The sequence below is a fragment of the Kitasatospora sp. NPDC094028 genome (assembly GCF_049543595.1).
Taxonomy (GTDB): Bacteria; Actinomycetota; Actinomycetes; order Streptomycetales; family Streptomycetaceae; genus Kitasatospora.
Window position 1 is genome coordinate 39,156 of record NZ_JBMVFA010000039.1, and the last position, 25,761, is coordinate 64,916.

General features: G+C 70.8%; 20 protein-coding genes and 1 tRNA gene. 2 read left to right on the forward strand and 19 right to left on the reverse strand.

The window, feature by feature from the left end; genetic code table 11:
- Positions 1 to 2 precede the first annotated feature (2 nt).
- From ACPC54_RS36090 to ACPC54_RS36180, 19 genes are all read right to left on the reverse strand, one after another.
- Positions 3 to 1,328 carry a serpin family protein gene (locus ACPC54_RS36090; protein WP_498970888.1) on the reverse strand — a complete coding sequence of 442 codons (1,326 nt, stop codon included), beginning with the start codon at positions 1,326 to 1,328 and terminating at the stop codon, positions 3 to 5.
- Between the two features lie 52 nt (positions 1,329 to 1,380).
- Complete coding sequence (locus ACPC54_RS36095; RefSeq protein WP_498970890.1) at positions 1,381 to 2,379, reverse strand: ADP-ribosylglycohydrolase family protein; 999 nt, start codon at positions 2,377 to 2,379, stop codon at positions 1,381 to 1,383.
- Between the two features lie 19 nt (positions 2,380 to 2,398).
- A complete protein-coding gene (locus ACPC54_RS36100) occupies positions 2,399 to 3,613 on the reverse strand; it encodes a cytochrome P450 (protein ID WP_498970891.1) in 1,215 nt (404 codons plus the stop codon).
- Positions 3,614 to 3,739: 126 nt separating this feature from the next.
- Entirely contained in the window at positions 3,740 to 4,480 is a 741-nt protein-coding gene (locus tag ACPC54_RS36105; protein ID WP_498970893.1) for an SIR2 family NAD-dependent protein deacylase, read from the reverse strand.
- Positions 4,481 to 4,557: 77 nt separating this feature from the next.
- On the reverse strand, positions 4,558 to 5,238 hold the full coding sequence (locus tag ACPC54_RS36110) for a response regulator (protein ID WP_498970895.1): 681 nt from the start codon (positions 5,236 to 5,238) through the stop codon (positions 4,558 to 4,560).
- Positions 5,235 to 6,425, reverse strand: a complete 1,191-nt coding sequence (locus ACPC54_RS36115) for a sensor histidine kinase (protein ID WP_498970897.1) — start codon at positions 6,423 to 6,425, stop codon at positions 5,235 to 5,237. The genes ACPC54_RS36110 and ACPC54_RS36115 overlap by 4 nt, the downstream gene beginning before the upstream one ends.
- A gap of 82 nt (positions 6,426 to 6,507) precedes the next feature.
- Entirely contained in the window at positions 6,508 to 7,182 is a 675-nt protein-coding gene (locus tag ACPC54_RS36120) for a DUF4097 family beta strand repeat-containing protein (protein ID WP_498970899.1), read from the reverse strand.
- Between the two features lie 226 nt (positions 7,183 to 7,408).
- Positions 7,409 to 11,302: a DNA-directed RNA polymerase subunit beta' gene (locus ACPC54_RS36125; protein ID WP_498970901.1), complete on the reverse strand. Its 3,894-nt coding sequence runs from the start codon at positions 11,300 to 11,302 to the stop codon at positions 7,409 to 7,411.
- A 101-nt stretch (positions 11,303 to 11,403) separates the two neighbouring features.
- On the reverse strand, positions 11,404 to 14,880 hold the full coding sequence (gene rpoB / locus ACPC54_RS36130; protein WP_498970903.1) for a DNA-directed RNA polymerase subunit beta: 3,477 nt from the start codon (positions 14,878 to 14,880) through the stop codon (positions 11,404 to 11,406).
- Positions 14,881 to 15,577: 697 nt separating this feature from the next.
- Complete coding sequence (gene rplL, locus ACPC54_RS36135; protein WP_498970905.1) at positions 15,578 to 15,964, reverse strand: 50S ribosomal protein L7/L12; 387 nt, start codon at positions 15,962 to 15,964, stop codon at positions 15,578 to 15,580.
- 88 nt (positions 15,965 to 16,052) lie between these two features.
- Entirely contained in the window at positions 16,053 to 16,616 is a 564-nt protein-coding gene (gene rplJ / locus ACPC54_RS36140) for a 50S ribosomal protein L10 (protein WP_498970907.1), read from the reverse strand.
- A 347-nt stretch (positions 16,617 to 16,963) separates the two neighbouring features.
- The gene (locus ACPC54_RS36145; RefSeq protein WP_498970909.1) at positions 16,964 to 17,842 is read right to left on the reverse strand and encodes an SCO4651 family lipoprotein; all 879 of its coding nucleotides are present in this window, start codon (positions 17,840 to 17,842) and stop codon (positions 16,964 to 16,966) included.
- Between the two features lie 46 nt (positions 17,843 to 17,888).
- Positions 17,889 to 18,803 (reverse strand): SCO4651 family lipoprotein, encoded by a 915-nt coding sequence (locus ACPC54_RS36150; RefSeq protein WP_498970911.1) that lies wholly within the window; start codon positions 18,801 to 18,803, stop codon positions 17,889 to 17,891.
- Positions 18,804 to 18,938: 135 nt separating this feature from the next.
- The gene (locus ACPC54_RS36155) at positions 18,939 to 19,739 is read right to left on the reverse strand and encodes a hypothetical protein (protein WP_498970913.1); all 801 of its coding nucleotides are present in this window, start codon (positions 19,737 to 19,739) and stop codon (positions 18,939 to 18,941) included.
- 191 nt (positions 19,740 to 19,930) lie between these two features.
- On the reverse strand, positions 19,931 to 20,653 hold the full coding sequence (rplA, locus tag ACPC54_RS36160) for a 50S ribosomal protein L1 (RefSeq protein WP_045693072.1): 723 nt from the start codon (positions 20,651 to 20,653) through the stop codon (positions 19,931 to 19,933).
- Positions 20,654 to 20,757: 104 nt separating this feature from the next.
- Positions 20,758 to 21,192 carry a 50S ribosomal protein L11 gene (rplK, locus tag ACPC54_RS36165; protein ID WP_498970915.1) on the reverse strand — a complete coding sequence of 145 codons (435 nt, stop codon included), beginning with the start codon at positions 21,190 to 21,192 and terminating at the stop codon, positions 20,758 to 20,760.
- Between the two features lie 165 nt (positions 21,193 to 21,357).
- The gene (gene nusG, locus ACPC54_RS36170; protein WP_498970917.1) at positions 21,358 to 22,269 is read right to left on the reverse strand and encodes a transcription termination/antitermination protein NusG; all 912 of its coding nucleotides are present in this window, start codon (positions 22,267 to 22,269) and stop codon (positions 21,358 to 21,360) included.
- A 209-nt stretch (positions 22,270 to 22,478) separates the two neighbouring features.
- Positions 22,479 to 22,838 carry a preprotein translocase subunit SecE gene (secE, locus tag ACPC54_RS36175; protein WP_045693073.1) on the reverse strand — a complete coding sequence of 120 codons (360 nt, stop codon included), beginning with the start codon at positions 22,836 to 22,838 and terminating at the stop codon, positions 22,479 to 22,481.
- A gap of 165 nt (positions 22,839 to 23,003) precedes the next feature.
- Positions 23,004 to 23,076: transfer RNA gene (locus tag ACPC54_RS36180), tRNA-Trp, on the reverse strand.
- 284 nt (positions 23,077 to 23,360) lie between these two features.
- Between ACPC54_RS36180 and ACPC54_RS36185 the strand changes: the two genes are divergently transcribed.
- The gene (locus ACPC54_RS36185) at positions 23,361 to 24,608 is read left to right on the forward strand and encodes a pyridoxal phosphate-dependent aminotransferase (protein WP_498970919.1); all 1,248 of its coding nucleotides are present in this window, start codon (positions 23,361 to 23,363) and stop codon (positions 24,606 to 24,608) included.
- A 105-nt stretch (positions 24,609 to 24,713) separates the two neighbouring features.
- Complete coding sequence (locus ACPC54_RS36190) at positions 24,714 to 25,757, forward strand: adenosine deaminase (protein ID WP_498970921.1); 1,044 nt, start codon at positions 24,714 to 24,716, stop codon at positions 25,755 to 25,757.
- Positions 25,758 to 25,761: the final 4 nt, after the last annotated feature.

Here is a 25,761-nt window from a genome sequence, read left to right on the forward strand (position 1 = left end):
CGCTACCCGGCCTGGGGGTCGGTGACCTGGCCGAGGAACAGCGGCCGCCCGCCGGCGGTGTCCCGGACCAGGAACAGGAACGGCCGGTCGATGTGCAGCTCGACGGGCTTGCTCGGGGCGGGCGCCGCCGCCGCGCCGACCCCGACGCCGCTGCCGGCCGCCGCGACCGTGCCCTCCTCGTCGACCTGGACGGTGGCCTTCTGCACCACCGTGCTGACGGCGAGCTTCTCCTTGGCGATGCCGCTGAGGTCGGCGTCGTCGAAGACCGAGTGGACGCCGAGCGAGCGCAGCGCGGGGGTGAGTTCGTTGGCCGTGTCGAAGTGGAAGCGCGGCAGCTGCAGGTCGACGGACCGGGTGTCGAGGGCGCCGAGGATCCGGTCGAGCTGGGGCTGGTCCAGCCCCTTGGTGAAGGCCGCGAAGCCGCCCTGCGCGGGGACGATCAGGTCCATCACCAACGTGCCGCCCGCGTAGGGGAGTTCGACGGCCTGCCAGGGTTGGCCGACGATCCCGCCGGAGCCGTCCGCGTACTTGAACTCGCCGGTCTGGCCCATCAGGGGGACGGCCGGGGTGGAGCCGTCGAGCTTGTGGAACGGGCGGTCGGCGGTGTGCCCGGGCTTGAACGCGGAGGCCCACTTCGCCTTGAGGTAGAGCGCGTCGGTGAGGACCAGCCGGGTGTTCGGGTTGATCGCGTCGCGGGCGAAGAGGTCCTTGATCCGTCCCTCGGTGGCCTTCTCCACGGCCGCGTTGACGGCCTTGCGGCTGCCCTCCGGGTCCTTCGTGAAGTCGGTGGTGTGCAGGCCGGCGTCGAAGGCGGCGGCGAGGGTGGCCAGGTAGTCGGGCTCGACGGGGAAGCCCTTCTGCGTCCAGACCTCGTCGCTCTGGCGCAGGGTGAGCCCGTCGCCGGTCGTCGGGGCGGAGCAGTTCAGTGCGCCGGTGGCGAGGGCGTACTGCTTCGGGTCGAGGTCGGTGTGCAGGGCCTTGGCGAGCTCGTCGGCGGTCGCGCCGCGGGCGCCGGGGAGCACCATGGCGAGCGCGGTGGCCAGGCCGGCCGGGGAGAGCACGAGGTTGTGCCCGGCGGCGTCCGGCTTCGCGGTGAGGGTGTGCAGGAGGTCGAGCCCGAAGGCGTCGGTGGCCTTCGCGGTGGCGGCCGCCCGGGCCGGGTCGACGGTGGGCCGGTCGGCCGGCGCGGAGGCCTTCAGCTCGGTGCCGGTGCCGGCCGCGGTGCTGCCGCAGCCGGCGATCAGGGGCGCGGCGAGCGCGGCGGCGAGGAGCAGCGCAGCCGGGCGGCGGACGGTGTGGCGACGGTTTCCCGTGCTGCTGTTCGTCATGGTCCTTCGACGCGGCGCCCCCGGTTCGGGTTCCCCGGCCCGGGTCGCCGGCTCAGTCCCAGAGCGCCCCGAACTCCAGCAGTTCGTCCCGGTGCTCGATCCGCTCGACCCAGTCGGCCGGCCAGGCCGACTCCCCGTGGTGGGCGCCCGCGAAGGCGCCGGTCAGGCAGGCCAGCGAGTCGGAGTCGCCGCTGGAGACGGCGGCCCGGCGGACGGCGGCCACCGGGTCGTCGGGCAGCAGCAGGAAGCAGAGGAGGCCGGTGCCGAAGGCCTCCTCGGCGACCCAGCCCTCGCCGGTGGCCAGGCAGGGGTCGGCCTCCGGGTCGGGGGCGGCGAGCGCGGCCTCCAACTGGTCGAGGACGGCCAGGCAGTCGTCCCAGCCACGGGCGATGACGGCCTGCGGGGAGGCGCCGTGCCAGCGGTCGGCGAGATCGCCGAGCCAGAACTCGTCGTACCGGTCGCGGCCGGCCAGCGCGTAGGAGCGCAGCGCGCCGGGCAGCGCGGCCGGCGCGATGCCCTCGGCGAGCCGGCGGACGGCGTACGCGGTGAGGTCGCTGGCGGCGAGCGCGGTCGGGTGGCCGTGGGTGAGCGCGGACTGCAGCTGGGCGGCGCCGGAGGACTGGCGGGCGTCCAGGTCGCGGATCAGCCCGACCGGGGCGACCCGCATGTTGGCGCCGCAGCCCTTGGAGCCGGTGTCGCTGGCCTGCTGCCAGCGGTACTCGGGGTGGCTGAGCCGCTGGCAGGCACGCAGGCAGGTCATGCCGGGGGCGCGGTTGTTCTGCGGGGAGCGCCACCAGTCGACGAACTCCTCGCGGACCGGCCGCTCCAGCCGCAGCGGCGTCAGCGGTCCGCGCGCCAGGGCGGTGCGCAGGCCGCGGGCGAGGGCGAGGGTCATCTGGGTGTCGTCGGTGACCAGGGCCTTGCGCGGCAGCGGGAGCCGCCGCCAGTCCGGGTGCCGGGCGGTGATCTCCTCGACGTCCTCGAACTCGGTCTCCTTGCCGAGGGCGTCCCCGATCGCCAGCCCCAGCAGTGCCCCGGTCGCCTTGCCCACGGCCGATCCCCCCTGTCGTCTACACCTCGACCAGCAGTTCCTTGAGCCCGCGGATCACGTAGCCGGGGTTCCACTCGGGCTCGCGGACCAGCCGCAGGCCCGGGGCCCGGCGCAGCAGCGCGCCGTAGGACTCGGTGAGCTCCAGTCTGGCAAGCGGGGCGCCCAGACAGAAGTGGATTCCGGCGCCGAAGGTGACGTGCGGGTTGTCGGTGCGGCCGAGGTCGAGCCGGTCCGGGTCGGCGAAGCGGGCGGGGTCGCGGTTGGCGGAGCCGAAGAGCAGGGCGATCTCGGCGCCGCGCGGGACGGTGACGCCGCCGATCTCGATGTCCTCCAGGACCCACCGTTCGAACATCTGCAGCGGGGTGTCCCAGCGCATCAGTTCCTCGATCGCGGTGGGCAGCAGCTCGTCGACGGAGCCGCGCAGCCGGGCCAGCTCCTCGGGGTGGCGGAACAGCGCCCACCAGCCGTTGCCGGTGGTGTTGACGGTGGCCTCGTGGCCGGCGTTGAGCAGCAGTACGCAGGTGGAGACCATCTCCTGCTCGCTGAGCGCGTCGGAGCCCTCCTGGGCCTGGATCAGCGCGCTGATCAGGTCGGTGCCCGGGTCGGCCCGGCGGTCGCGGATCAGGGCGCGCAGGTAGTCGGAGAACTCGGTGCTCGCGGTGACGGCCCGGCGGGCGGTCTCCTCGCTCGGGTTGAGCTCGAACATCCCGGTGATGTCGGCGGACCAGGGCCGCAGCAGGTGCCGGTCGCGCTCCGGGACGCCGAGCATCTCGGCGATCACGGCGACGGGCAGCGGCTCGGCGACGGCGGCGATCAGGTCGCCGCCGCCCTCCGCGAGCAGCCCGTCGACCAGTTCGCCGGCCAGCCGCCGGACGGTCGGGCGCAGGCCCTCGACCATGCGCGGGGTGAAGGCCTTGGAGACGAGCCGGCGGATCCGGGTGTGGTCGGGCGCCTCCAGGTCGAGCAGCCCGTGGTCGTTGAGGGTGTGGAAGGGCTCGTGCGCCGGGTCGGGCTCGGGGCGGCCGAACTCCTGGTGGCTGAACCGGTGGGTGTAGGTGCGGCCGAGCCGCCGGTCGCGCAGCAGCGCGCTGACGTCCTCGTGGCGCGGGACGAGCCACTGGTTGGTCGGCTCGAAGTACGTCGCCGGCGCCTGTGCGCGCAGGTCGGCGTACGCGTCGTACGGGTGGGCCACGAACGCGGCCGACCAGGGGTCGAACTTCGCCGTCGTCGTCATCGCTCGATCACTCCTGGCCGTGCGGGGGGAGCCGGAAAGATCATCGTACGCATGCGGTACGTCCGAAAATAGCCCCTTCCGGCCCCCTGAAGGCCAGCCCCTCAAGGCCGGCCCCGCCGCCGTTCCTCAGGCCCGCTCCAGCACCAGCCGCCGCACCAGCTTGGGCAGCGAGGTGGAGATCGGCTCCCGGATCACCTCGGACGCGGCCACGTCGTACGGCGTCTCCTCGCCGTTGACGATGATCAGCTTCGCGCCGCTCTTCACCGCGTTGTACGGCAGCCCGGCCACCGGGAACACCTGCAGGCTGGTGCCGATCGCGATGAACAGGTCGCAGGCGCGGGCGATCGCGTCGGCCTGGCCGAGCACCTCCGGGTCGAGGTTCTCGCCGAACATCACGATCCGCGGCTTCAGGATGCCGCCGCACTCCCGGCAGTCCGGGTCCGGCTCGCCCGCCTCGATCCGCGCCAGCGCGTCCGCCATCGAGCCGACCGCCCGGCAGCGCAGGCACTGCGTCTCCCGCGTGTTGCCGTGCAGTTCGAGCACCTTGCGGGCGGACAGCCCGGCCCGCTGGTGCAGCCCGTCGATGTTCTGGGTGAGCACCCGCAGCGGCAGCCCGGAGCGCTCCAGGTCGACCAGCGCCCGGTGCCCGGCGTTCGGCTCGGCGGCCAGCGCACCGGTCTCCAGCCGCATCCGCCAGGCCCGCTCGCGCACCTTCGGGTCGTCCCGGTACGGCCCGATGGTGACGAGTTCCTCGGCGCCCGGGTCCTTGCGCCAAAGTCCTTGCGGGCCGCGGTAGTCGGGGATTCCGGAGTCGGTCGAGATACCCGCGCCGGTCAGCACGGCGATCAGCGGACGCTTCGCGTTCATACCCGGGACGGTACGGCCCGCGGCCCCGCTCGGCCACCGAAAATCGCCGGCCCGGACGGCCGGGCCGGCGCGCCCGCTCAGCCCTCCCCCGCCACCACCGCGCCGGCCTCGTACGCGAACACCACCGCGTGCACCCGGTCGCGCAGCCCGAGCTTGCTCAGCACGTTGCTGACGTGCGTCTTCACCGTGTGCTCGCTGACCACGAGTTCGGCCGCGATCTCCGCGTTGGACAGCCCCCGGGCGATCAGCCGCAGCGTCTCGTGCTCGCGCAGCGTCAGCTGCTCCAGCAGCCGCGACGGCGGCCGCACCGCCCGGTCCGGCGCGCCCGGGCGGCGGGCGGCGAACTCGCCGATCAGCCGCCTGGTCACCGAGGGCGCGAGCAGCGCCTCGCCGGAGGCCACCATCCGCACCCCGTGCGCCAGGTCGTCCCGCCGGACGTCCTTGAGCAGGAAGCCGCTGGCGCCCGCGTACAGCGCGTCGAAGACGTAGTCGTCGACGTCGAAGGTGGTCAGCATGATCACCTTGGTGGCCGGGAACTCGGCGCACACCCGGCGGGCCGCCTCCAGCCCGTCCATCACCGGCATCCGGACGTCCAGCAGCAGCACGTCCGGGCCGTGCTCGCGCACCGCCTCGACGGCCTCGGCGCCGTCGCGGGCCTCGGCCACCACCTCGATGTCCGGCTGCGCGTCCAGGATCATCCCGAACCCGGCCCGCACCAGCTCCTGGTCGTCCGCGACGACCACCCGTATCGGCGTCATCCGCCCACCCCCTCCATCACGCCCGCCGCCCCCAGCGGCAGCCGGGCACTCACCAGGAAACCCCTGCCCTCCGGCCCGGGCCCGGCCTCGGCCCGCCCGCCGCATGCCGCCGCCCGCTCCCGGATGCCGACCAGCCCGCGGCCGCCGGACCAGCCCGCCACCGTGCGGCCGGCCGCCGCCGGCACGCCGCACCCGTTGTCGGCGACCACCACCTCCAGCACGTCGCCGCTGCGGGCCACCCGCACCGAGGCCCGCGAGGCGCCGGCGTGCTTGACCGTGTTGGTCAGCGCCTCCTGCACGATCCGGTACGCCGTGGCCTGGACATCGGCGGGCAACGCCTCCGTCCCGTCCGGCAGTTCGAGATCCATCGCCAGTCCCGCAGCACGCACCCGCTCGGCCACCTCGGCGAGTTCGGCCAGCCGCGGCTGCGGCGCGAGCTCGGGACCGACCCCCTCCTCCTTCAAGACTCCCAGGACACGCCGGAGTTGAACCATCGCGTCGCGGCCGGAATCGGCGATGGTGTCGAAGACCCGGACCGCCCGGTCCGGATCGCCGCGCACCACCAGCGGCCCGGCCTCGGCCTGGATCACCATCAACGACACGGCGTGCGCCAGGATGTCGTGCATCTCCCGCGCGATCCGGGCCCGCTCCTCCGCCACCGCCCTGGCCGACTCGCTCGCCGCCCGCTCCCCGGCCTCCCGGGCCCGCTCCGCCTGCACCCGGGCCAGCCGCCGCTGGGCCCGCACCAGCGAGCCGAAGACGAAGCCGCCGACCGAGGTGAGCACGCTGAACAGCGCACCGTTCGGCGAGTGGGTGCCGACCACGTTGGCCGCCACCACCACCGCCAGCACCGCCCAGCGCTCCCGGTCGGAGAAGCGCTCCGCCACCGTGTACATCCCGATCACGGCGTACAGCGGCACCTGCGGGTCGGCCGAGTGCGCGACCACCGTCAGCAGCAGCGAGGCCGGCACGCTCAGGGCCAGCAGCACCGGCAGCGGGGCGACCCGCCGCCACGGCAGGTACAGCGCGGTGGACGCCGACAGCGGGTAGACCCACCACGGCCAGTCCGTGTCGTCGTTGTAGACCGCCCAGAGCGACACCGCCGCCGAGCAGACCGCCAGGAAGGTGTCCAGGACGTACGGGCTGAGCCCGCCCGTCCACGTCCGCCAGCGCGCCACGCGCTCCACCGCCGCACCTCCCCCGTAGCCGGGGACGCCGCCCCCGCGGAGAAGATCATGCCCCACCGGCAGAACCTCCGGGACGGCCCGGTCAGACACCGCTGACCGTCACGCCGCCGGTCTCCGCCCGCGCGGTGATCCGGTGCGCCGCGCCCGGCTGCGAGGGGATCCGCACGTCCGACCCGCCGGTCCTCGCCCGCGCCTCCACCGCGTACGCCTCCCCGGCCGGCACCTTCAGCTCCACCCCGCCGTTGTCGACCGTGGCCTCCACCGCCGTCGGCGCCGCCGAGAAGGAGGCCCGCACCCCGCCGTTGACGGCCTTCAGCCGGGCCTGCGGGGAGGACAGCCCGCTCGCCTCGACCCCGCCGTTCTCCACCGTGGCCTCGACGTCGCCGGACAGCCCGGTCAGCCGTGCCCCGCCGTTGTCCGACTTCACCCGCACCTTGGTCGCGGCCGGCACGTGCACGGTGTAGCCGAGCCCGCAGGAGTCGCAGTCGTAGCGCAGCGTCAGCACGCCGTCCTTCACCTCGTGGGTGCTCTTCGGCGCCGTCCCCTTCCACTTCTGCTCCTCGGTCACCTTGACCGTGTCACCGTCCCCCGCGACCACCACCCCGCCGTTCCCGGCCTCGACCACCAGCTCCCGCACCGGCTCGGCCACCCCGTAGCTCACCGTGCGGTGCTCCTGGTCGTCCCCGAACGGCAGGCACGCCTGCATCCCCAGCACGATCCCGGCGGTGATCGCCACCACACCCAGCACCCGCTTCATCCCCGGCCCCCTTCGCCAGCCCGTCATCCCGACACCGAGAAGCCTCCCGCACCGGCCCCCTCCGCCGCCTCCCTCCTCCGGGCGTTCTCTCCCCCTCCCCCGCACGACGGAGCCGGACGGCCCACACGCCGCCGGGCCCTCCCCCGCACGACGGAGCCGGGCCGGGAAACGCCGCAGGGCGGCCACCCCGTGAGGGGTGACCGCCCTGCGATCAGTACTGCTCGACTCAGCCGGTGTACGGGCCGTAGTCGTAGTCGTCCAGCGGGACCGCCTGGCCGGAGCCGGCGCCGAAGGGCGACAGGTCGTAGTCGTCGTAGCCGACGGCCGAGTACATGGCGGCCTTGGCCTCCTCGGTCGGCTCGACCCGGATGTTGCGGTAGCGGGGCAGACCCGTACCGGCCGGGATGAGCTTACCGAGGATGACGTTCTCCTTGAGGCCCAGCAGCGGGTCCGACTTGGCGTGGATCGCCGCGTCGGTGAGGACCCGGGTCGTCTCCTGGAAGGAGGCGGCCGACAGCCAGGACTCGGTGGCCAGCGAGGCCTTGGTGATACCCATCAGCTGCGGACGGCCGGAGGCGGGGTGACCGCCCTCGGAGACCACGCGACGGTTCTCCTGCTCGAAGCGGCCGCGCTCGACGAGCTCGCCCGGGAGCAGCTCGGCGTCGCCCGACTCGATGATCGTCACGCGGCGGAGCATCTGCCGGATGATGATCTCGATGTGCTTGTCGTGGATCGACACGCCCTGCGAGTTGTAGACCTTCTGGACTTCGGCGACCAGGTGGATCTGGACGGCACGCTGGCCCATGATCCGCAGGACGTCGTGCGGGTTGGTGGCACCCATGGTCAGCTTCTGGCCGACCTCGACCGCCTCGCCCTCGCTGACGAGCAGCTTCACGCGCTTCGAGACCGGGTAGGCGATCTCGTCGCTGCCGTCGTCCGGCGTGATGACGATCTTGCGGGTCTTCTCGGTGTCCTCGATCCGCGCGCGGCCGGTGGCCTCGGAGATCGGGGCCACACCCTTGGGCGTACGGGCCTCGAAGAGCTCGACGACACGCGGCAGACCCTGGGTGATGTCGTCACCGGCCACACCACCGGTGTGGAAGGTACGCATGGTCAGCTGGGTACCGGGCTCACCGATGGACTGGGCGGCGATGATGCCGACCGCCTCACCGATGTCGACCAGCTTGCCGGTGGCCAGCGAACGGCCGTAGCACATGGCGCAGGTGCCGACCGCGGACTCACAGGTCAGGATCGAGCGGACCTTGACCTCGGACACGCCGTGGCGGATCAGCTCGTCCATCAGGACGTCGCCGAGGTCCGTGTTGGCGGTGGCCAGCAGCTTGCCGTCGACGGTGATGTCCTCGGCGAGCATGCGGGCGTACACGCTGGTCTCGACGTCGTCGGCCTTGCGCAGCACGCCGTCGGCGCCCACGTTGCCGATCGACAGCTTCAGGCCGCGCTCGGTGCCGCAGTCCTCCTCGCGAATGATGACGTCCTGGGAGACGTCGACCAGACGACGGGTGAGGTAGCCGGAGTCGGCGGTACGGAGGGCGGTGTCGGCCAGACCCTTACGGGCACCGTGGGTGGAGATGAAGTACTCCAGCACGGTGAGACCCTCACGGAACGACGCCTTGATGGGTCGCGGGATGGTCTCGTTCTTGGCGTTCGACACCAGACCACGCATACCGGCGATCTGGCGCATCTGCATCATGTTTCCACGAGCACCCGAGTCGACCATCATGAAGATGGGGTTCGTCTTCGGGAAGTTCGCGGCCATGGCCTCGGCGACCTCGTTGGTCGCCTGGGTCCAGATGCCGACGAGCTCCTGCTTGCGCTCGTCGTTGGTGATCAGACCGCGCTCGTACTGCTTCTGGACCTTCTCCGCCTTCGCCTCGAAGCCCTCCAGGATCTGGGGCTTGCTCGGCGGGACGATGACGTCCGAGATCGAGACGGTGACACCGGAACGGGTCGACCAGTGGAAGCCGGCCGCCTTCAGGTTGTCCAGGGTCGCCGCGACGACGACCTTGGGGTAGCGCTCCGCCAGGTCGTTGACGATCGCGGAGAGCTGCTTCTTGCCCACCTCGTAGTCGACGAACGGGTAGTCCTCGGGCAGCAGCTCGTTGAAGAGCGCGCGGCCCAGGGTGGTGCTCAGGCGGAAGGGCTCACCGTCGAACCAGGTCGCCTGGCCGTCCTCGTCCACCGGGGCGGTCCAGCCGCGCGGCGGGACGGTGCCGGCGCCGAGGCGCAGCTCGATCGGGGCCTGGACGTCCAGCTCGCGGGCGTCGAAGGCCATGATCGCCTCGGCGGTCGACGAGAAGGTGCGGCCGGCGCCCTTCACGTTGTCGCGGTCCGAGGTCAGGAAGAACAGACCGAGCACCATGTCCTGGGTCGGCATGGTGACGGGGCGACCGTCGGCCGGCTTCAGGATGTTGTTCGAGGACAGCATCAGGATGCGGGCCTCGGCCTGCGCCTCCGCGGAGAGCGGCAGGTGGACGGCCATCTGGTCACCGTCGAAGTCCGCGTTGAACGCGGTGCAGACGAGCGGGTGGATCTGGATGGCCTTGCCCTCGACCAGCTGCGGCTCGAAGGCCTGGATGCCGAGGCGGTGCAGGGTGGGCGCACGGTTCAGCAGGACCGGGTGCTCGGCGATGACCTCTTCGAGCACGTCCCACACGACCGGGCGGGCGCGCTCGACCATGCGCTTGGCCGACTTGATGTTCTGCGCGTGGTTCAGGTCGACCAGGCGCTTCATCACGAACGGCTTGAAGAGCTCCAGCGCCATGGCCTTCGGCAGACCGCACTGGTGCAGCTTGAGCTGCGGGCCGACGACGATGACCGAACGGGCCGAGTAGTCGACTCGCTTGCCGAGCAGGTTCTGGCGGAAACGACCCTGCTTGCCCTTCAGCATGTCGCTGAGGGACTTCAGCGGGCGGTTGCCCGGACCGGTGACCGGACGGCCGCGGCGGCCGTTGTCGAACAGCGCGTCGACGGCCTCCTGGAGCATGCGCTTCTCGTTGTTCACGATGATCTCGGGGGCACCGAGGTCGAGCAGGCGCTTCAGGCGGTTGTTGCGGTTGATGACGCGGCGGTACAGGTCGTTCAGGTCGGAGGTCGCGAAGCGGCCACCGTCCAGCTGCACCATCGGACGCAGGTCCGGCGGGATGACCGGGACGCAGTCCAGCACCATGCCGTTGGGCTTGTTGCTGGTCTGCAGGAAGGCGGAGACGACCTTGAGGCGCTTGAGCGCACGGGTCTTCTTCTGGCCCTTGCCGGTGCGGATGATCTCGCGCAGGCGCTCGGCCTCGGCCGCCAGGTCGAAGGTCTCCAGGCGGTCCTTGAGGGCCGCGGCGCCCATCGAGCCGGAGAAGTAGGTGCCGAAGCGGTCGCGCAGCTCGCGGTAGAGCAGCTCGTCGCCCTCGAGGTCCTGGACCTTGAGGTTCTTGAAGCGGGCCCACACCTCGTCGAGGCGGTCCAGCTCGCGCTGCGCGCGGTCGCGCAGCTGCTTCATCTCGCGCTCGGCACCCTCGCGCACCTTGCGGCGCACGTCGGCCTTGGCGCCCTCGGCCTCCAGCTCGGCCAGGTCGGTCTCGGCCTTCTTGGCGCGGGCCTCGAGGTCGGAGTCGCGGCGGTTCTCGATCTGCTGGCGCTCGACCGAGACGTGCGCCTCCAGGGACGGCAGGTCGCGCTGGCGGCGCTCGTCGTCGACCCAGGTGATCATGTAGGCGGCGAAGTAGATGACCTTCTCGAGGTCCTTCGGCGCCAGGTCGAGCAGGTAGCCCAGGCGGGACGGCACGCCCTTGAAGTACCAGATGTGCGTGACCGGGGCGGCCAGCTCGATGTGGCCCATCCGCTCGCGGCGCACCTTGGCGCGGGTCACCTCGACGCCGCAGCGCTCGCAGATGATGCCCTTGAAGCGGACGCGCTTGTACTTACCGCAGTAGCACTCCCAGTCCCGAGTGGGGCCGAAGATCTTCTCGCAGAAGAGTCCGTCCTTTTCGGGCTTCAGGGTGCGGTAGTTGATGGTCTCCGGCTTCTTGACCTCGCCGTGGGACCACTGGCGGATGTCGTCGGCGGTGGCCAGGCCGATGCGGAGCTCGTCGAAGAAGTTGACGTCAAGCACTGGTCGTCAAGCCCTCTTTCGTGATTCGAGAGTTTGTCTGTGGTCTGAGGGGGGCCTGGGGGACGGGCCGGCTGCCGCGGGGGCAGCCGGCCCGGCCTCCGTCAGACCTCTTCGACGCTGCTCGGCTCGCGCCGGGACAGGTCGATGCCGAGCTCCTCGGCGGCGCGGAAGACGTCCTCGTCGGAGTCCCGCATCTCGATGGACTGGCCGTCCGAGGACAGCACCTCCACGTTGAGGCAGAGCGACTGCATTTCCTTGATGAGAACCTTGAAGGACTCGGGAATGCCGGGCTCGGGGATGTTCTCGCCCTTGACGATCGCCTCGTAGACCTTCACGCGGCCCAGGACGTCGTCGGACTTGATGGTGAGCAGCTCCTGCAGCGCGTACGCAGCGCCGTACGCCTCCAGGGCCCACACCTCCATCTCACCGAAGCGCTGACCACCGAACTGCGCCTTACCACCGAGCGGCTGCTGGGTGATCATCGAGTACGGACCGGTCGAACGGGCGTGCAGCTTGTCGTCGACCAGGTGGTGCAGCTTGAGGATGTACATGTAGCCGACCGAGACCGGCATCGGGAACGGCTCGCCGGAGCGGCCGTCGAACAGCCGGGCCTTGCCGGTGGAGTTCACCAGGCGCTCACCGTCACGGGTGAGGGTGGTGTTGTCCAGCAGGCCGGTGATCTCGTCCTCGCGGGCGCCGTCGAAGACCGGGGTGGCGAGGTTGGTGCCACCCTCGACCTGGTCGGCGCCGATCGCCTGCAGGCGCTGGGCCCACTCGTCGGCGAGGCCGGAGACGTCCCAACCCTGCTTGGCGAGCCACCCGAGGTGGATCTCCAGGACCTGTCCCGGGTTCATTCGGGACGGGACACCCAGCGGGTTGAGGATGATGTCGACCGGGGTGCCGTCCTCCAGGAAGGGCATGTCCTCGACCGGCAGGATCTTGGAGATGACACCCTTGTTGCCGTGGCGGCCGGCGAGCTTGTCACCGTTGGTGATCTTGCGCTTCTGGGCCACGTAGACGCGGACCAGCTGGTTGACACCCGGGGGAAGCTCGTCGCCCTCCTCGCGGTCGAACACGCGCACGCCGATGACCTTGCCGGACTCACCGTGCGGGACCTTCAGCGAGGTGTCGCGGACCTCACGGGCCTTCTCGCCGAAGATCGCGCGGAGCAGGCGCTCCTCGGGGGTCAGCTCGGTCTCACCCTTCGGGGTGACCTTGCCGACGAGGATGTCGCCGGTGACGACGTCGGCGCCGATCCGGATGATGCCGCGCTCGTCGAGGTCGGCCAGGACCTCCTCGGAGACGTTCGGGATGTCCCGGGTGATCTCCTCGGGGCCGAGCTTGGTGTCACGGGCGTCGACCTCGTGCTCCTCGATGTGGATCGAGGAGAGGACGTCGTCCTGCACGAGGCGCTGCGACAGGATGATCGCGTCCTCGTAGTTGTGACCCTCCCACGACATGAACGCCACGAGCAGGTTCTTGCCGAGGGCCATCTCGCCCTCGTCGGTGCAGGGGCCGTCGGCCAGCACCTGGTTGACCTCGACCCGGGCGCCCTCGTCCACGAGCACCTTCTGGTTGAAGGCGGTGCCCTGGTTGGAGCGGGTGAACTTGGCGGCGCGGTACGTGGTGTACGTGCCGTCGTCGTTGGCCACGGTGACGTAGTCGGCCGAGACCTCCTGGACGACACCGGACTTCTCGGCGGTGATGACGTCCGCGGCGTCGACGGCGCAGCGGTACTCCATGCCGGTACCGACCAGCGGGGCCTCGCTCTTCAGCAGCGGCACCGCCTGGCGCATCATGTTCGAGCCCATGAGCGCGCGGTTGGCGTCGTCGTGCTCGAGGAAGGGGATCATGGCGGTCGCGACCGACACCATCTGGCGCGGCGAGACGTCCATGTAGTCGATCTCGGTACCGGGGATGTAGTCGATCTCGCCGCCACGGCGGCGGACCAGGACGCGCGGCTCGGCGAAGGTCAGCTCCGCCGTCAGCGGGGCGTTGGCCTGCGCGATGACGTAGCGGTCCTCCTCGTCGGCCGTGAGGTAGTCGACCTGCTCCGTGACGACACCCTCGATGACCTTGCGGTACGGGGTCTCGATGAAGCCGAAGGCGTTGACCCGGCCGTACGAGGCCAGCGACCCGATCAGACCGATGTTCGGGCCTTCCGGGGTCTCGATCGGACACATGCGGCCGTAGTGCGAGGGGTGCACGTCACGGACCTCGAAGCCGGCGCGCTCACGGGAGAGACCGCCGGGGCCGAGGGCGGACAGACGACGCTTGTGGGTCAGGCCCGACAGCGGGTTCGTCTGGTCCATGAACTGCGACAGCTGGCTGGTGCCGAAGAACTCCTTGATGGAGGCGACGACCGGCCGGATGTTGATCAGGGTCTGCGGCGTGATCGCCTCGACGTCCTGGGTGGTCATGCGCTCGCGCACGACGCGCTCCATACGGGCGAGACCCGTACGGACCTGGTTCTGGATGAGCTCGCCGACGTTGCGCAGGCGGCGGTTGCCGAAGTGGTCGATGTCGTCGACCTCGACCACGATGTCGCGGCCGGTCTCGTCACGCCACTCGGTCTCACCGGCGTGCAGCTTCACCAGGTACTTGATCGCACCGATGATGTCGGGCTCGGTGAGCACGCCGGAGTCCAGCGACTCGGCGTTGCCCAGCTTGCGGTTGAGCTTGTACCGGCCGACCTTCGCGAGGTCGTAGCGCTTCGGGTTGAAGTACAGGTTCTCCAGAAGCGTCTGCGCGGCCTCGCGCGTGGGCGGCTCGCCCGGGCGCAGCTTGCGGTAGATGTCGAGCAGCGCGTCGTCCTGGCCCTGGGTGTGGTCCTTCTCCAGGGTGTTGCGCATCGACTCGTACTCGCCGAACTCCTCGAGAATCATCTCGTTGGTCCAGCCGAGAGCCTTCAGCAGCACGGTGACGGACTGCTTGCGCTTGCGGTCGATGCGGACGCCGACCATGTCGCGCTTGTCGATCTCCATCTCCAGCCAGGCACCACGCGAGGGGATGACCTTGCAGGAGTAGATGTCCTTGTCGGACACCTTGTCCAGGGTGGAGTCGAAGTACACACCCGGGGAGCGGACGAGCTGCGACACGACGACACGCTCGGTGCCGTTGATCACGAACGTGCCCTTGTGGGTCATGAGCGGGAAGTCGCCCATGAAGACCGTCTGAGACTTGATCTCACCGGTCTCGTTGTTGGTGAACTCGGCCGTGACGAAGAGCGGGGCCGCGTACGTGAAGTCGCGGTCCTTGCACTCGTCAATGGAGTTCTTCGGCGGCTCGAAACGGTGGTCGCGGAAGGTCAGCGACATCGACCCGCTGAAGTCCTCGATCGGGGAGATCTCCTCGAAGATCTCCTCCAGACCGGACTTGGTGGGGACGTCCTGACCGGACTCCAGCGCCTCCTCGACCCGGGCCTTCCAGGCCGCGTTGCCGAGCAGCCAGTCAAAGCTCTCGGTCTGCAGGGCCAGGAGGTTCGGGACCTCGAGGGGCTCCTTGATCTTCGCGAACGAGACGCGGAGCGGGGCGGTGGATGCGGCGGAATTGTTCGAGGCGTTGCGCGGCGCGGCCAAGAGGGGGGTCCTTCCGAGGGCTCGGAGCTCACTACGCGCGTACCAGCCGGGCCTGCTTGAGCCTTGGTCCCGCCTCCCTCGCCACTGGCCTCTGCCGGAGTCGAAACCCCAGGTCAGAGCCGCTTTGCGGAGGCGATGCCAGACCCCTTCAGGGCAACGCAAACTCCGGGCGACGAGTCACGGAGAAGCTAACAGGCAGCGCAAAGGGACAGTGTAGCCAAAGGCCACACTGCTGTCCAGCTCTGATTCGGAAACCGAATCGGAGACTCCTCCCGGTAGCCGGCGGACGCGGACGCCCACCGGGTACTGCACTAACTCACGTCGAGTCATTTCCCGCCGGAGCCACTGGTTATGCATCCAGCAGAGGACCAACCCGGTGGACTCGCGCCTTGAGAATCGCGCGCCGCGTCGGGTTCGTCAAGGGCCCGCCGGCGGGGCGGACCTCGCCCTCTCCATCGCCCGTGACCCCGCCGGCGTTACAGAAGCCGTGGTGGGGGCCACCGTCGATGACCGTGATCACCTTACTCCTCGCGACCGACAGTGCCGAGTGAGCGATCGGCCACACCGGTGGTCCGGACCTGTCGGGCGGCGGGGCGTTCCCGGGGCCCCGCCCGGCCCGGGGAACGCGAAAAGGCCGGGCCGACCACCCGCAAGGGTGATCGGCCCGGCCTCAGGCCCCCTCAGAGGGGGCGTGAAGTCACTTGACGGTGACCTTGGCGCCGGCGCCCTCGAGAGCGGCCTTGGCCTTCTCGGCAACGTCCTTGGCAACCTTCTCCAGGACCTTGGCACCAGCGGTGTCAACGAGGTCCTTGGCCTCCTTCAGGCCGAGGGAGGTCAGGGTGCGCACCTCCTTGATGACCTGGATCTTCTTGTCGCCAGCGGCCTCGAGGATGACGTCGAACTCGTCCTGCTCCTCAACGGCCTCGGCGCCACCGGCGGCACCGCCGGCAACGACGACAGCGGCAGCCGGGGCGGCAGCGGTGACGTCGAACTTCTCCTCGAAGGCCTTCACGAAGGCGGCGAGCTCGATGAGGGTGAGCTCCTCGAACTGCGCGAGCAGCTCGTCCTGGGTCAGCTTCGCCATGATGGCGTCCTTCCACTAAATCGGCAGGTGGTGCCGGATGTACGGGTTGGCGGGCGTACGGGCCCGCAGCGAGGCGTGAGCCTGCCGATTACTCGGCGGCGGCGTCCTCGGCGGCGGGAGCCGGCGTACCGGCACCGCCCTGCTCGACCTTGTCGCGCAGCGCGTCCACGGTGCGGACGAGCTTCGACGGCAGGGCCTGGAAGAGCGCGGCAGCCTGGGACTGCTTGGCCTTCAGGGCACCCGCCAGCTTGGCGAGCAGCACCTCGCGGGACTCGAGGTCCGCGAGCTTCTTGATCTCATCGGCGGACAGCGCCTTACCATCAAGGACACCGCCCTTGATGATGAGAGCGGGGTTCTCCTTGGCGAAGTCACGCAGAGCCTTCGCCGACTCCACCGGGTCACCGGTGACGAAGGCGGCAGCAGTCGGACCGTTGAACAGTCCGTCCAGCTCCGTGATCCCGACCTCGTTGGCCGCGATCTTGGTCAGCGTGTTCTTCACCACGGCGTACTCGGCGTTGTCGCCGAGCGAGCGACGCAGGGTCTTGACCTGCTTCACCGAGAGACCGCGGTACTCGGTCAGCAGCACCGCAGAGGACTCACGGAACTTGTCCGCGGCCTCGGCGACGGCAGCAGCCTTGTCGGGCCTGGCCATAGGCTTACGCCTCCTTCCGTGATGTCGAAGTCCGGCCGACCGCAAAAGTCGACCATTCACACCTCGGACCACCAGGGCGGAAGGAAAGCTCCTGCAAAAGCAATGAGCCCCGATGCGCAGGGCGCACGGGGCTCGCAGTGACCTCGACGGGCTCCACGCGGACGCGGCACCCGGAAATCGAAAGCTCCAGACACACCTGCGCGGGCTGCCTGCGACGAATCACAGATCCTTCGGCCGCCTGCTCCCTGACGGGCGCGGCGACAACCAGCGGTCTTTGGCTTCCGCCAGACTAGACGGACGCGCCCGTACGACGCAAATCGCCCTCGGACGGAGCAGTCGAACCCCGATCAGCGGGCCAGCGGGGAGACCGTCCGGACGCCGGTGTCCACGGTGTCCGGCTCGGCCGGGGCCTGGGCCGAGAGCAGCGCCCCGGCGAAGTCCGAGTAGAGCACCAGGTCGTCCGCCCGGCCGCCGTCCCCGCTGCCGGTGCGCTGCAGCTTGACCAGCTGGTCCTTGTCGTTGAGCCAGAGGTCCAGGGTCAGCGAGTGCGAGCCGCCGGGCGCCAGGGCGGCCCGCAGGCCGTCCCGGCGGGGCTGGGTCAGCTGGGTCTGGGCGGCGGCGTACTTCTCGGCGGTGGTGGTGACCCGGTAGTGCTCGACGGTCGAGTCCTCCAGCTTCTCCTCGCCGAGGAAGGTGGGCACCACCCCGTCCGCGGTGGCGGCGGCCAGCGCCTCCACCGGGTTCAGCGAGTCGATCAGCCCGGCGTACGGGACCTCCTTGCGGCCGTCCGGGTTCGGCGGGACGGTGAAGCGCTCCCAGTGCCGGCCGCCCTGCCGGGCCGCGGTGGCCGCGTCGCCGCCCTGGTAGGCGACGGTGTCCACCACGATCAGCTCCTCCGGCCCGCCCGCGGTCGAGCGCTTGATCTGCAGCGCCGTCTTGGGCGCCCAGAACAGCGGGCCGGCGCCGGCGTCCGCGCCCAGCCGGTAGCTGACCTTGGCCCGGCGGGCGGTCTGCATGGCCAGCTCGGCGGAGAGCAGGACGCCGTGCGGCGAGCGGTCGGTGGGCTTGGCCGGCCCGGTCGGAGTGGCGACGGTGGCCGGGGCGCTGGTCGGGCTCGGGCTGCCGGACGGCGGGGCCGCCTGGTCGTCGCCCCCGCCGCACGCGGTCAGCCCGACCGCCAGCAGGGCGACGACGGCCACTCCCGCCCACCGCTGCCGTCCCGCCATCGTCCGTTCCTCTCTCACCCGGGCCACCTTGCCATCCACCCCGGGGTCAGGAGGCGGTGGCCCCCTCGGGAAGCTTCTGCAGCTCGCGCATGTCGATGTAGTCGTACGGCTCGGCCGCGATGACCGGGGTGCCGTAGTCGGAGTAGCCGACGGTGACGTTCAGCTCGCCGGCCCTGGTGCTGGCCTGCTCGACCCGCTTGACCACGAGCATGTCGGCGTCGACCCAGACGTCGACCTTCTCGTGGGTGACCCCGTTGGCCGCCAGGTTCGCCTTGACCTTGTCGATCTGCTCCTGGGACAGGCTGGAGCCGGTCACGCTGATCATGTCAGCCACGTCGAGCTCACCGCTGTAGTGCGTGGCGGCCTTGCCGTTCACCGTCTCCTGGCCGGTCTCGGTCACCTTGCCGCCGGCGATCAGGGCCCGCACGCCCTGCACCGGGTCGATGCTGGTGAACTGGCTGGCCTGGGTGCCGGTGGCCTTGGCCAGGTCCTCCTTGGTGTACCGCAGCCAGCGGTGTCCGCCGAGCTCGGCGGACGCGTCCGGGCCCAGCTTCATGTACATCCCGACGTTGGTGTACAGGTACTGCACGGTCGGGCCGCCGGTCACGGGTTCGAGCTTCTTGGCCAGCGGCGAGCCGGACATGTCCATCGTGAGGTCGGCCTCGATGCCGTTGGCCCAGGAGGCCGCGCCCTTGGCCTTGATGGTGCCCCCGCCGATCGTGATCGTCTCGTCGATCTTCGCGGACTTCGCCGCCCCGGTCTTCTCCGTGACCTTCTCCAGGAAGATCGCCGGAGTCACCTTGGCCGGCGGGGCGGACGGCGCGTCGGTGGCGGTCGCCGGGGCCGTTGCGGCCGGGGCGGGCGCGGCCTTGGCGTCGTCCTTCTTCCCGTCGCAGGCCGTCGCGGTCAGCGCCAGGGCGGCGAGCAGGACGGCGACGGTGGACCTGCTGCGGATTCCCATGATTCCCCCCAGTGAGAATGCCCGGCGCGCCAGGTGCGCGCCGGCCCGGCTCCCCTCCCCCGGTGAGCCGGTGGTGCTCCTTGTGCGGACTCTATTCGATCGTCCACACCCGGGGCACCGGAACGCGGCGCCGCGTCACCCCGTCGCGGCGGGCGTCGCGGCGGCCGCCGGGTCCGCGGTGGCGTCGCCCGAGACCTCGGTCGTGGTGACGGTGGTCCCGGCGTCGCCGGTGACGGTCTCGCGCAGCCTCAGCAGCCGGGAGCCGGGCCCGACCCAGAGGTCCCAGCCGATCGCCTTCACTCCGCGCCGCTGGTACCAGTCGACCACGGCGGCCAGCCGGTCCGGCCCCAACTCCCCCTCGGCGCCGAAGTATTCGGCGACCGGCGTGGAGCCCCGGTAGTGCGCGGCAGTCGTCCCGGCGACCTCCTCGCCGCCGAGCGAGCCGAGCGTACCGGCCTGGGCGACGGCGTACGCGCGGCTGCCCGGGTTGGTGATCAGCGCGGTCGTCCAGCCGCCGGACCAGCCGCCGGCGGCACCCGCGGCGCCCGGGTCGAGCGACTCGGCCGTGGCGCGGTCCGCGTGCTTGGCCCGGCCGTTCTGGTACGCGAGGTCGACCGCGCCGTCCCGGACGGTCAGCCGTCCGGAGCCGAGTTCATCGGTGACGGTCAGCGCGGCCTCGTCCCGGGCGCCCCAGGTGAGGGTGCCGCTCGCGGTGCGCCGGCCGGCCGGGCCCTCCTGGACGACGTCGATCCGGGCGGTGCCGGAGTCGTCCAGCGCCTGGGCGGCGGTGAGCACCACCTGCTTCGGCGGCACCGGCGCGGGCTGCCCGGGGGTGCCGGTGACGGGGGCGGCCAGCAGGCTGCATCCGGTCGTCGCGCCGAGGAGCAGCAGGGCCGCCGCCCGGGCGGGGGCGGCGGGGCGAAGGGCGGGCGGCACGACTCACTCCGGCGGTCACGGGTTCTCCACATGATCTGACCGGCAGAGCGTACGACGAGTCGGCCAACCGTTCCCATCCGCGCAGGTCCCGGTTCCGCAACCGTTCGCGCCCGGCGCCCGGGAACGACGGCGGGCCCGTACCCCCGAAGGGGTACGGGCCCGCCGTGCGGACTGCTTCAGAGCACTGGGGCTCAGACCGCGGCCGGGTCCTCCTCGACGAGGAGGTTGCGGGTGCGGTTCGGGTCCACCTGGATGCCGGGGCCCATGGTGGTCGAGAACGCGGTCTTCTTGATGTAACGGCCCTTGGCGGCGGACGGCTTGGCGCGGAGCACCTCGTCCAGCGCGGCGGCGTAGTTCTCGACCAGCTGCTCGTCGGTGAAGGAGGCCTTACCGATGATGAAGTGCAGGTTCGAGTGCTTGTCGACGCGGAACTCGATCTTGCCGCCCTTGATGTCGTTGACAGCCTTGGCGACGTCCGGGGTCACGGTGCCGGTCTTCGGGTTCGGCATCAGACCACGGGGGCCGAGCACGCGGCCCAGGCGGCCGACCTTGCCCATGAGGTCCGGGGTGGCGACGACGGCGTCGAAGTCCAGACGGCCCTTGGCGACCTCGTCGATGAGCTCGTCGGAGCCGACGATGTCGGCGCCGGCAGCACGCGCGGCCTCGGCACGGTCGCCGGTCGCGAAGACCAGGACCCGAGCGGTCTTACCGGTGCCGTGCGGGAGGATCACGGTGCTGCGGACCATCTGGTCGGCCTTGCGCGGGTCGACGCCCAGACGCATGGCGACCTCGACGGTGCCGTCGAACTTGGTGGTGCTGGTCGCCTTGGCGAGGCGGACGGCCTCGAGGGGGGCGTAAAGGCGCTCGCGGTCGACCTGAGCGTCCGCGGCCTTCAGAGCCTTGCTGCGCTTCACTGCTGCTCCTGAATGGTGATTGGAGTTGTGGTAGTCATCGGGCCTGCGCAGGCCCTACCACGGGGACGGCTGAGCCGGTTTGTCCCTGACGGGACGGGGGCTGGTCAGCCCTCGACGGTGATGCCCATCGACCGGGCGGTGCCGGCGATGATCTTCTCCGCCGCGTCCAGGTCGTTGGCGTTCAGGTCGGGCATCTTGACCGTGGCGATGTCGCGGACCTGGGCGCTGGTGAGCTTGGCGACCTTGGTCTTGTGCGGCTCGCTGGAGCCCTTGTCGATACCGGCGGCCTTCAGGATGAGGCGCGCGGCCGGCGGCGTCTTCGTGATGAAGGTGAAGGAACGGTCCTCGTAGACCGTGATCTCCACCGGCACGATCATGCCGCGCTGCGACTCGGTCGCAGCGTTGTAGGCCTTGCAGAACTCCATGATGTTGACGCCGTGCTGGCCCAGCGCGGGGCCGACCGGCGGAGCCGGGTTGGCCGCGCCGGCGTTGATCTGGAGCTTGATAAGCCCCGTGACCTTCTTCTTCTTGGGAGGCATGTCTCTCCGGGTCCTTCCGAGAGGTGATTGCTGGTGCGTGCGGAACCGGGGCGACACCCGGCCGCCAGCACACACATCGGACCAGGCTAACGCGTATGCGCCGCTGGACCAAAACGGATTCGGGGCGGGGCCGTCGGCCCCGCCCCGAATCCGAAGACCGTATGACTAGTTCTTCTGGATCTGGTCGAAGGACAGCTCGACCGGGGTCTCCCGGCCGAAGATCTCGACCAGGCCCTTGACCTTCTTCGAGTCGGGGTTGATCTCGTTGATGGTCGCCTGCAGGGTGGCGAACGGGCCGTCCGTGACGGTGACCGAGTCGCCGACCTCGAAGTCCAGCACCTGGATCTCGCTCGGCTTGACCGGCGAGGGCTTGCCGGCCTCCTTCGCGGCCTGGCGCTCGACGTCCGGGGCGAGCATCTTGACGACCTCGTCCAGGGTCAGCGGGTACGGGTCGTAGGCGTTGCCGACGAAGCCGGTGACACCGGGGGTGTTGCGCACGACGCCCCAGGACTCCGGGGTGAGGTCCATGCGCACCAGGACGTAGCCGGGGAGCTTGTTCTGGCGGATGGTCTTGCGGTCGCCGTTCTTGATCTGGACGACCTCCTCCTGCGGCACCTCGGCCTGGAAGATGTACTCCTCGACGTTCAGCGAGACGGCGCGCTGCTCCAGGTTCTGCTTCACCCGGTTCTCGTAGCCGGCGTAGGTGTGGATCACGTACCACTCGCCGGGCATGAAGCGCAGGTCCTCGCGGAACTTGGCGACCGGGTCGACCTCCTCGGCCTCCTCGACCTCCTCCTCGGCGACCTCGGCGGCGGCCTCCTCGGCAGCCTCCTCGCCGGCGAGCTCCTCGGTGCCGTCCTCCGCCTCGTCGACCTCCACGTGCAGCGCGGCCTCCTCGGCGGGCTCGCCGGCCTCGGCCTCGTCGTACGCCTCGGCCTCGTCCTCGTCGCCGTCCACGGCGTCCACGATCTGCTCGGCGGACTCGGTGTCGTCAGCCAGCTCGGCCGCGTCCAGCTCGGCGGCGACATCCGCCTCGCGGACGGTCTCGTCGGCGTCGTACAGGGGGGACTCAGACACGGTGGCTGCTTCTTTCCTGGAGATGGTGAAGGTGGCGCGCTCCGGAACCGCACCGGCGCGCGACCGCTCGCGCGGGCGCCGGGAGAGGTCTCGGAGACTTCAACAGTACCGAGTCAACGGTAGCCGCGCGTACGTCCGCCGCAGACAGCTCGACCCGGACCGATGATCGGCCCGGGTCGGGAAGCGTTTTCGAAGGCGGTGCGTTCGGGTCAGCCGAAGATCCAGAGGCTCAGCTTGGAGAAGCCGTAGTCCAGACCGGCGACGAAGGCCATCACGACGACGACGAAGGTCACCACGACGGCGGTGTAGCTGGTGAGGTCGCCCTTGGTCGGCCAGACGACCTTGCGGAGCTCCGCGATGATCTGGCGGTAGAAGAGGCCCATCCGCGCGAAGAGGCCCTTCTTGGCCCGCTTGCCGGACTTCTTCTCGCCGGAGCGGTTGGCCCGCTTGCGGTCGCGGCGCGAGAGCGCCTTCTCCTCGCCGTCGACAGGCGTGGTCTCGGCAGCGCCGTCGGCCCCCTCGGGGTTGCCGCTCTCAGGCGTTGCGGTGGAGCCCGTGGTCTCCGTCACTCGTCCTCACCTGAATCCGGGTCCTGCCGGACGTCCTCGCACCCGGTGGGGCACGAGCGGCCGGCGTAAGCGGTGCTGATCCAAACGATGCTGATCGGTGCCCTCTCCGCATCAAGCCCGCTCACTCCAGTGGAGCGAACGGGCTGAGATGCAGGTCAAGCACAGCAGGGCAAGAGGGACTCGAACCCCCAACCGCCGGTTTTGGAGACCGGTGCTCTACCAATTGAGCTATTGCCCTACGGCGCCTCGCGGCTCCGTGGCGACCAACCTACCGTATCCAACCCCGCTGTCTGCACAGACGGTGAAAGCTCCGGGTTTTTTCGGTGGGCCGTCGAGCAGCGAGTGTACGTGGTCGAGGGGCGTTTGGTCGAACGTCTTCTTCCGGGAGCACCGCACCGGCGGCGATCGTCCGGCGGCTCCCGGCGATCACCGGTGGATCACCGGACGCCGCGATCCGGACGGAGCCGTACGGATACTGGAACCGCCACGCCCGGTCCGTCCCGGTTCTGCGACGATGCAGGCATGAGCGCTTCCACCCCTCAGCCCGACCAGTCCATCCGCCCCGCCGACCGCCGGGTCTCCGCCCGGATCGGTGCGATCGCCGAGTCCGCGACCCTCGCCGTGGACGCCAAGGCCAAGGCCCTCAAGGCGGCCGGCCGCCCGGTGATCGGCTTCGGTGCCGGTGAGCCCGACTTCCCGACCCCGGACTACATCGTCGAGGCGGCCGTCGACGCCTGCCGCGACCCGAAGAACCACCGCTACACCCCGGCGGGCGGGCTGCCCGAGCTGAAGGACGCGATCGCCGCCAAGACGCTGCGCGACTCCGGCTACCAGGTGGACGCCTCCCAGGTGCTGGTGACCAACGGCGGCAAGCAGGCCATCTACGAGGCCTTCGCCGCGATCCTCGACCCGGGCGACGAGGTCATCGTCCCCGCGCCGTACTGGACCACCTACCCGGAGTCGATCCAGCTGGCCGGCGGCGTCCCGGTGGAGGTCGTGGCCGACGAGACCACCGGCTACAAGGTCTCGGTCGAGCAGCTGGAGGCCGCCCGCACCGAGAACACCAAGGTGGTGCTGTTCGTCTCGCCGTCCAACCCGACCGGCGCGGTGTACACCCGGGCCGAGGCCGAGGCGATCGGCCGCTGGGCGCTGGAGCACGGCCTGTGGGTGCTCACCGACGAGATCTACGAGCACCTGGTCTACGGCGACGCGACGTTCACCTCGCTGCCGGCCCTGCTGCCCGAGCTGGCCGACAAGTGCATCGTGGTCAACGGTGTGGCCAAGACCTACGCGATGACCGGCTGGCGGGTGGGCTGGGTGATCGGCCCCAAGGACGTGATCAAGGCCGCGACCAACCTGCAGTCGCACGCCACCTCGAACGTCTCCAACGTCGCCCAGCGCGCCGCGATCGCCGCCGTCGCCGGCGACCTGTCCGCGGTGCACGAGATGCGCACCGCCTTCGACCGCCGCCGGCGGACCATCGTGCGGATGCTCAACGAGATCGAGGGCGTGCTCTGCCCCGAGCCCGAGGGCGCCTTCTACGCCTACCCCTCGGTCAAGGGCCTGCTGGGCAAGGAGATCCGCGGGCAGCGTCCGCAGACCTCCGCCGAGCTGGCGAGCCTGATCCTGGACGAGGTCGAGGTCGCCGCCGTCCCGGGTGAGGCCTTCGGCACCCCCGGCTACCTGCGGTTCTCCTACGCGCTCGGCGACGAGGACCTGGTCGAGGGCATCAGCCGGATCCAGAAGCTGCTCGGCGAGGCCCGCGACTGACGTCCGTCCGCGGACGGCGCTGACGGCTGCCGCCCTCTTTCACCCCTTCGGGGGATCGAAAGAGGGCGGTTCCCGTTCGGGGGCCCGATGCGGCAGTATTCGTCAATGGAACGCCTGTTGAATCCGCGAGACGTCAGGGGCCTCCCGAAGGCCCACCTGCACCTGCACTTCACCGGCTCGATGCGGCCCGCCACCCTGCTGGAGCTGGCCGACAAGCACGGCGTCCGGCTGCCGGAGGCGCTCAGCTCCGCCGAGCCGCCCAAACTGCGGGCCACCGACGAGCGCGGCTGGTTCCGCTTCCAGCGCCTGTACGACACCGCCCGCTCGGTGCTGCGGGACGAGGAGGACATCCGCCGGCTGGTCCTGGAGACCGCCGAGGACGAGCGGCTGGACGGCTCCCGCTGGCTGGAGATCCAGGTCGACCCGACCTCCTACGCGCCCCGGCTGGGCGGGCTGATCCCCGCGCTGGAACTGATCCTGGACGCGGTGGAGCACGCCGCCGCGGCCACCGGGGTGGGCATCCGGGTACTGGTCGCCGCGAACCGGATGAAGTCCCCGATGGACGCCCGGACGCTGGCCCGGCTGGCCGTCCGGTACGCCGACCGCGGCGTGGTCGGCTTCGGCCTCTCCAACGACGAGCGCCGCGGCCTGGCCCGGGACTTCGACCGGGCCTTCGAGATCGCCCGCAAGGGCGGACTGCTCGCCGCCCCGCACGGCGGGGAGCTGGCCGGGCCCGAGTCCGTCCGGGACTGCCTGGACGACCTGGGCGCCGGCCGGATCGGCCACGGCGTGCGGGCGGCCGAGGACCGGCGGCTGATGGAGCGGCTGGCGGACCGGCAGGTCACCTGCGAGGTCTGCCCGTCCTCGAACGTCTCGCTCGGGGTCTACGAGCGGCCCGAGGACGTCCCGCTGCGCAAGCTGTTCGACGCCGGGGTGCCGCTGGCGCTCGGCGCGGACGACCCGCTGCTGTTCGGCACCCGGCTGGCCGCGCAGTACGAGCTCGCGCGCGACGTGCTGGGCTTCTCGGACACCGAACTCGCCGAGCTGGCGCGGCAGTCGGTGCGCGGCTCGTGCGCGCCGGAGGCCGTCCGCAAGGAGCTGCTGGCGGAGGTCGACGCCTGGCTGGTGGGGGTGCCGGTGGCGGTCTAGGACG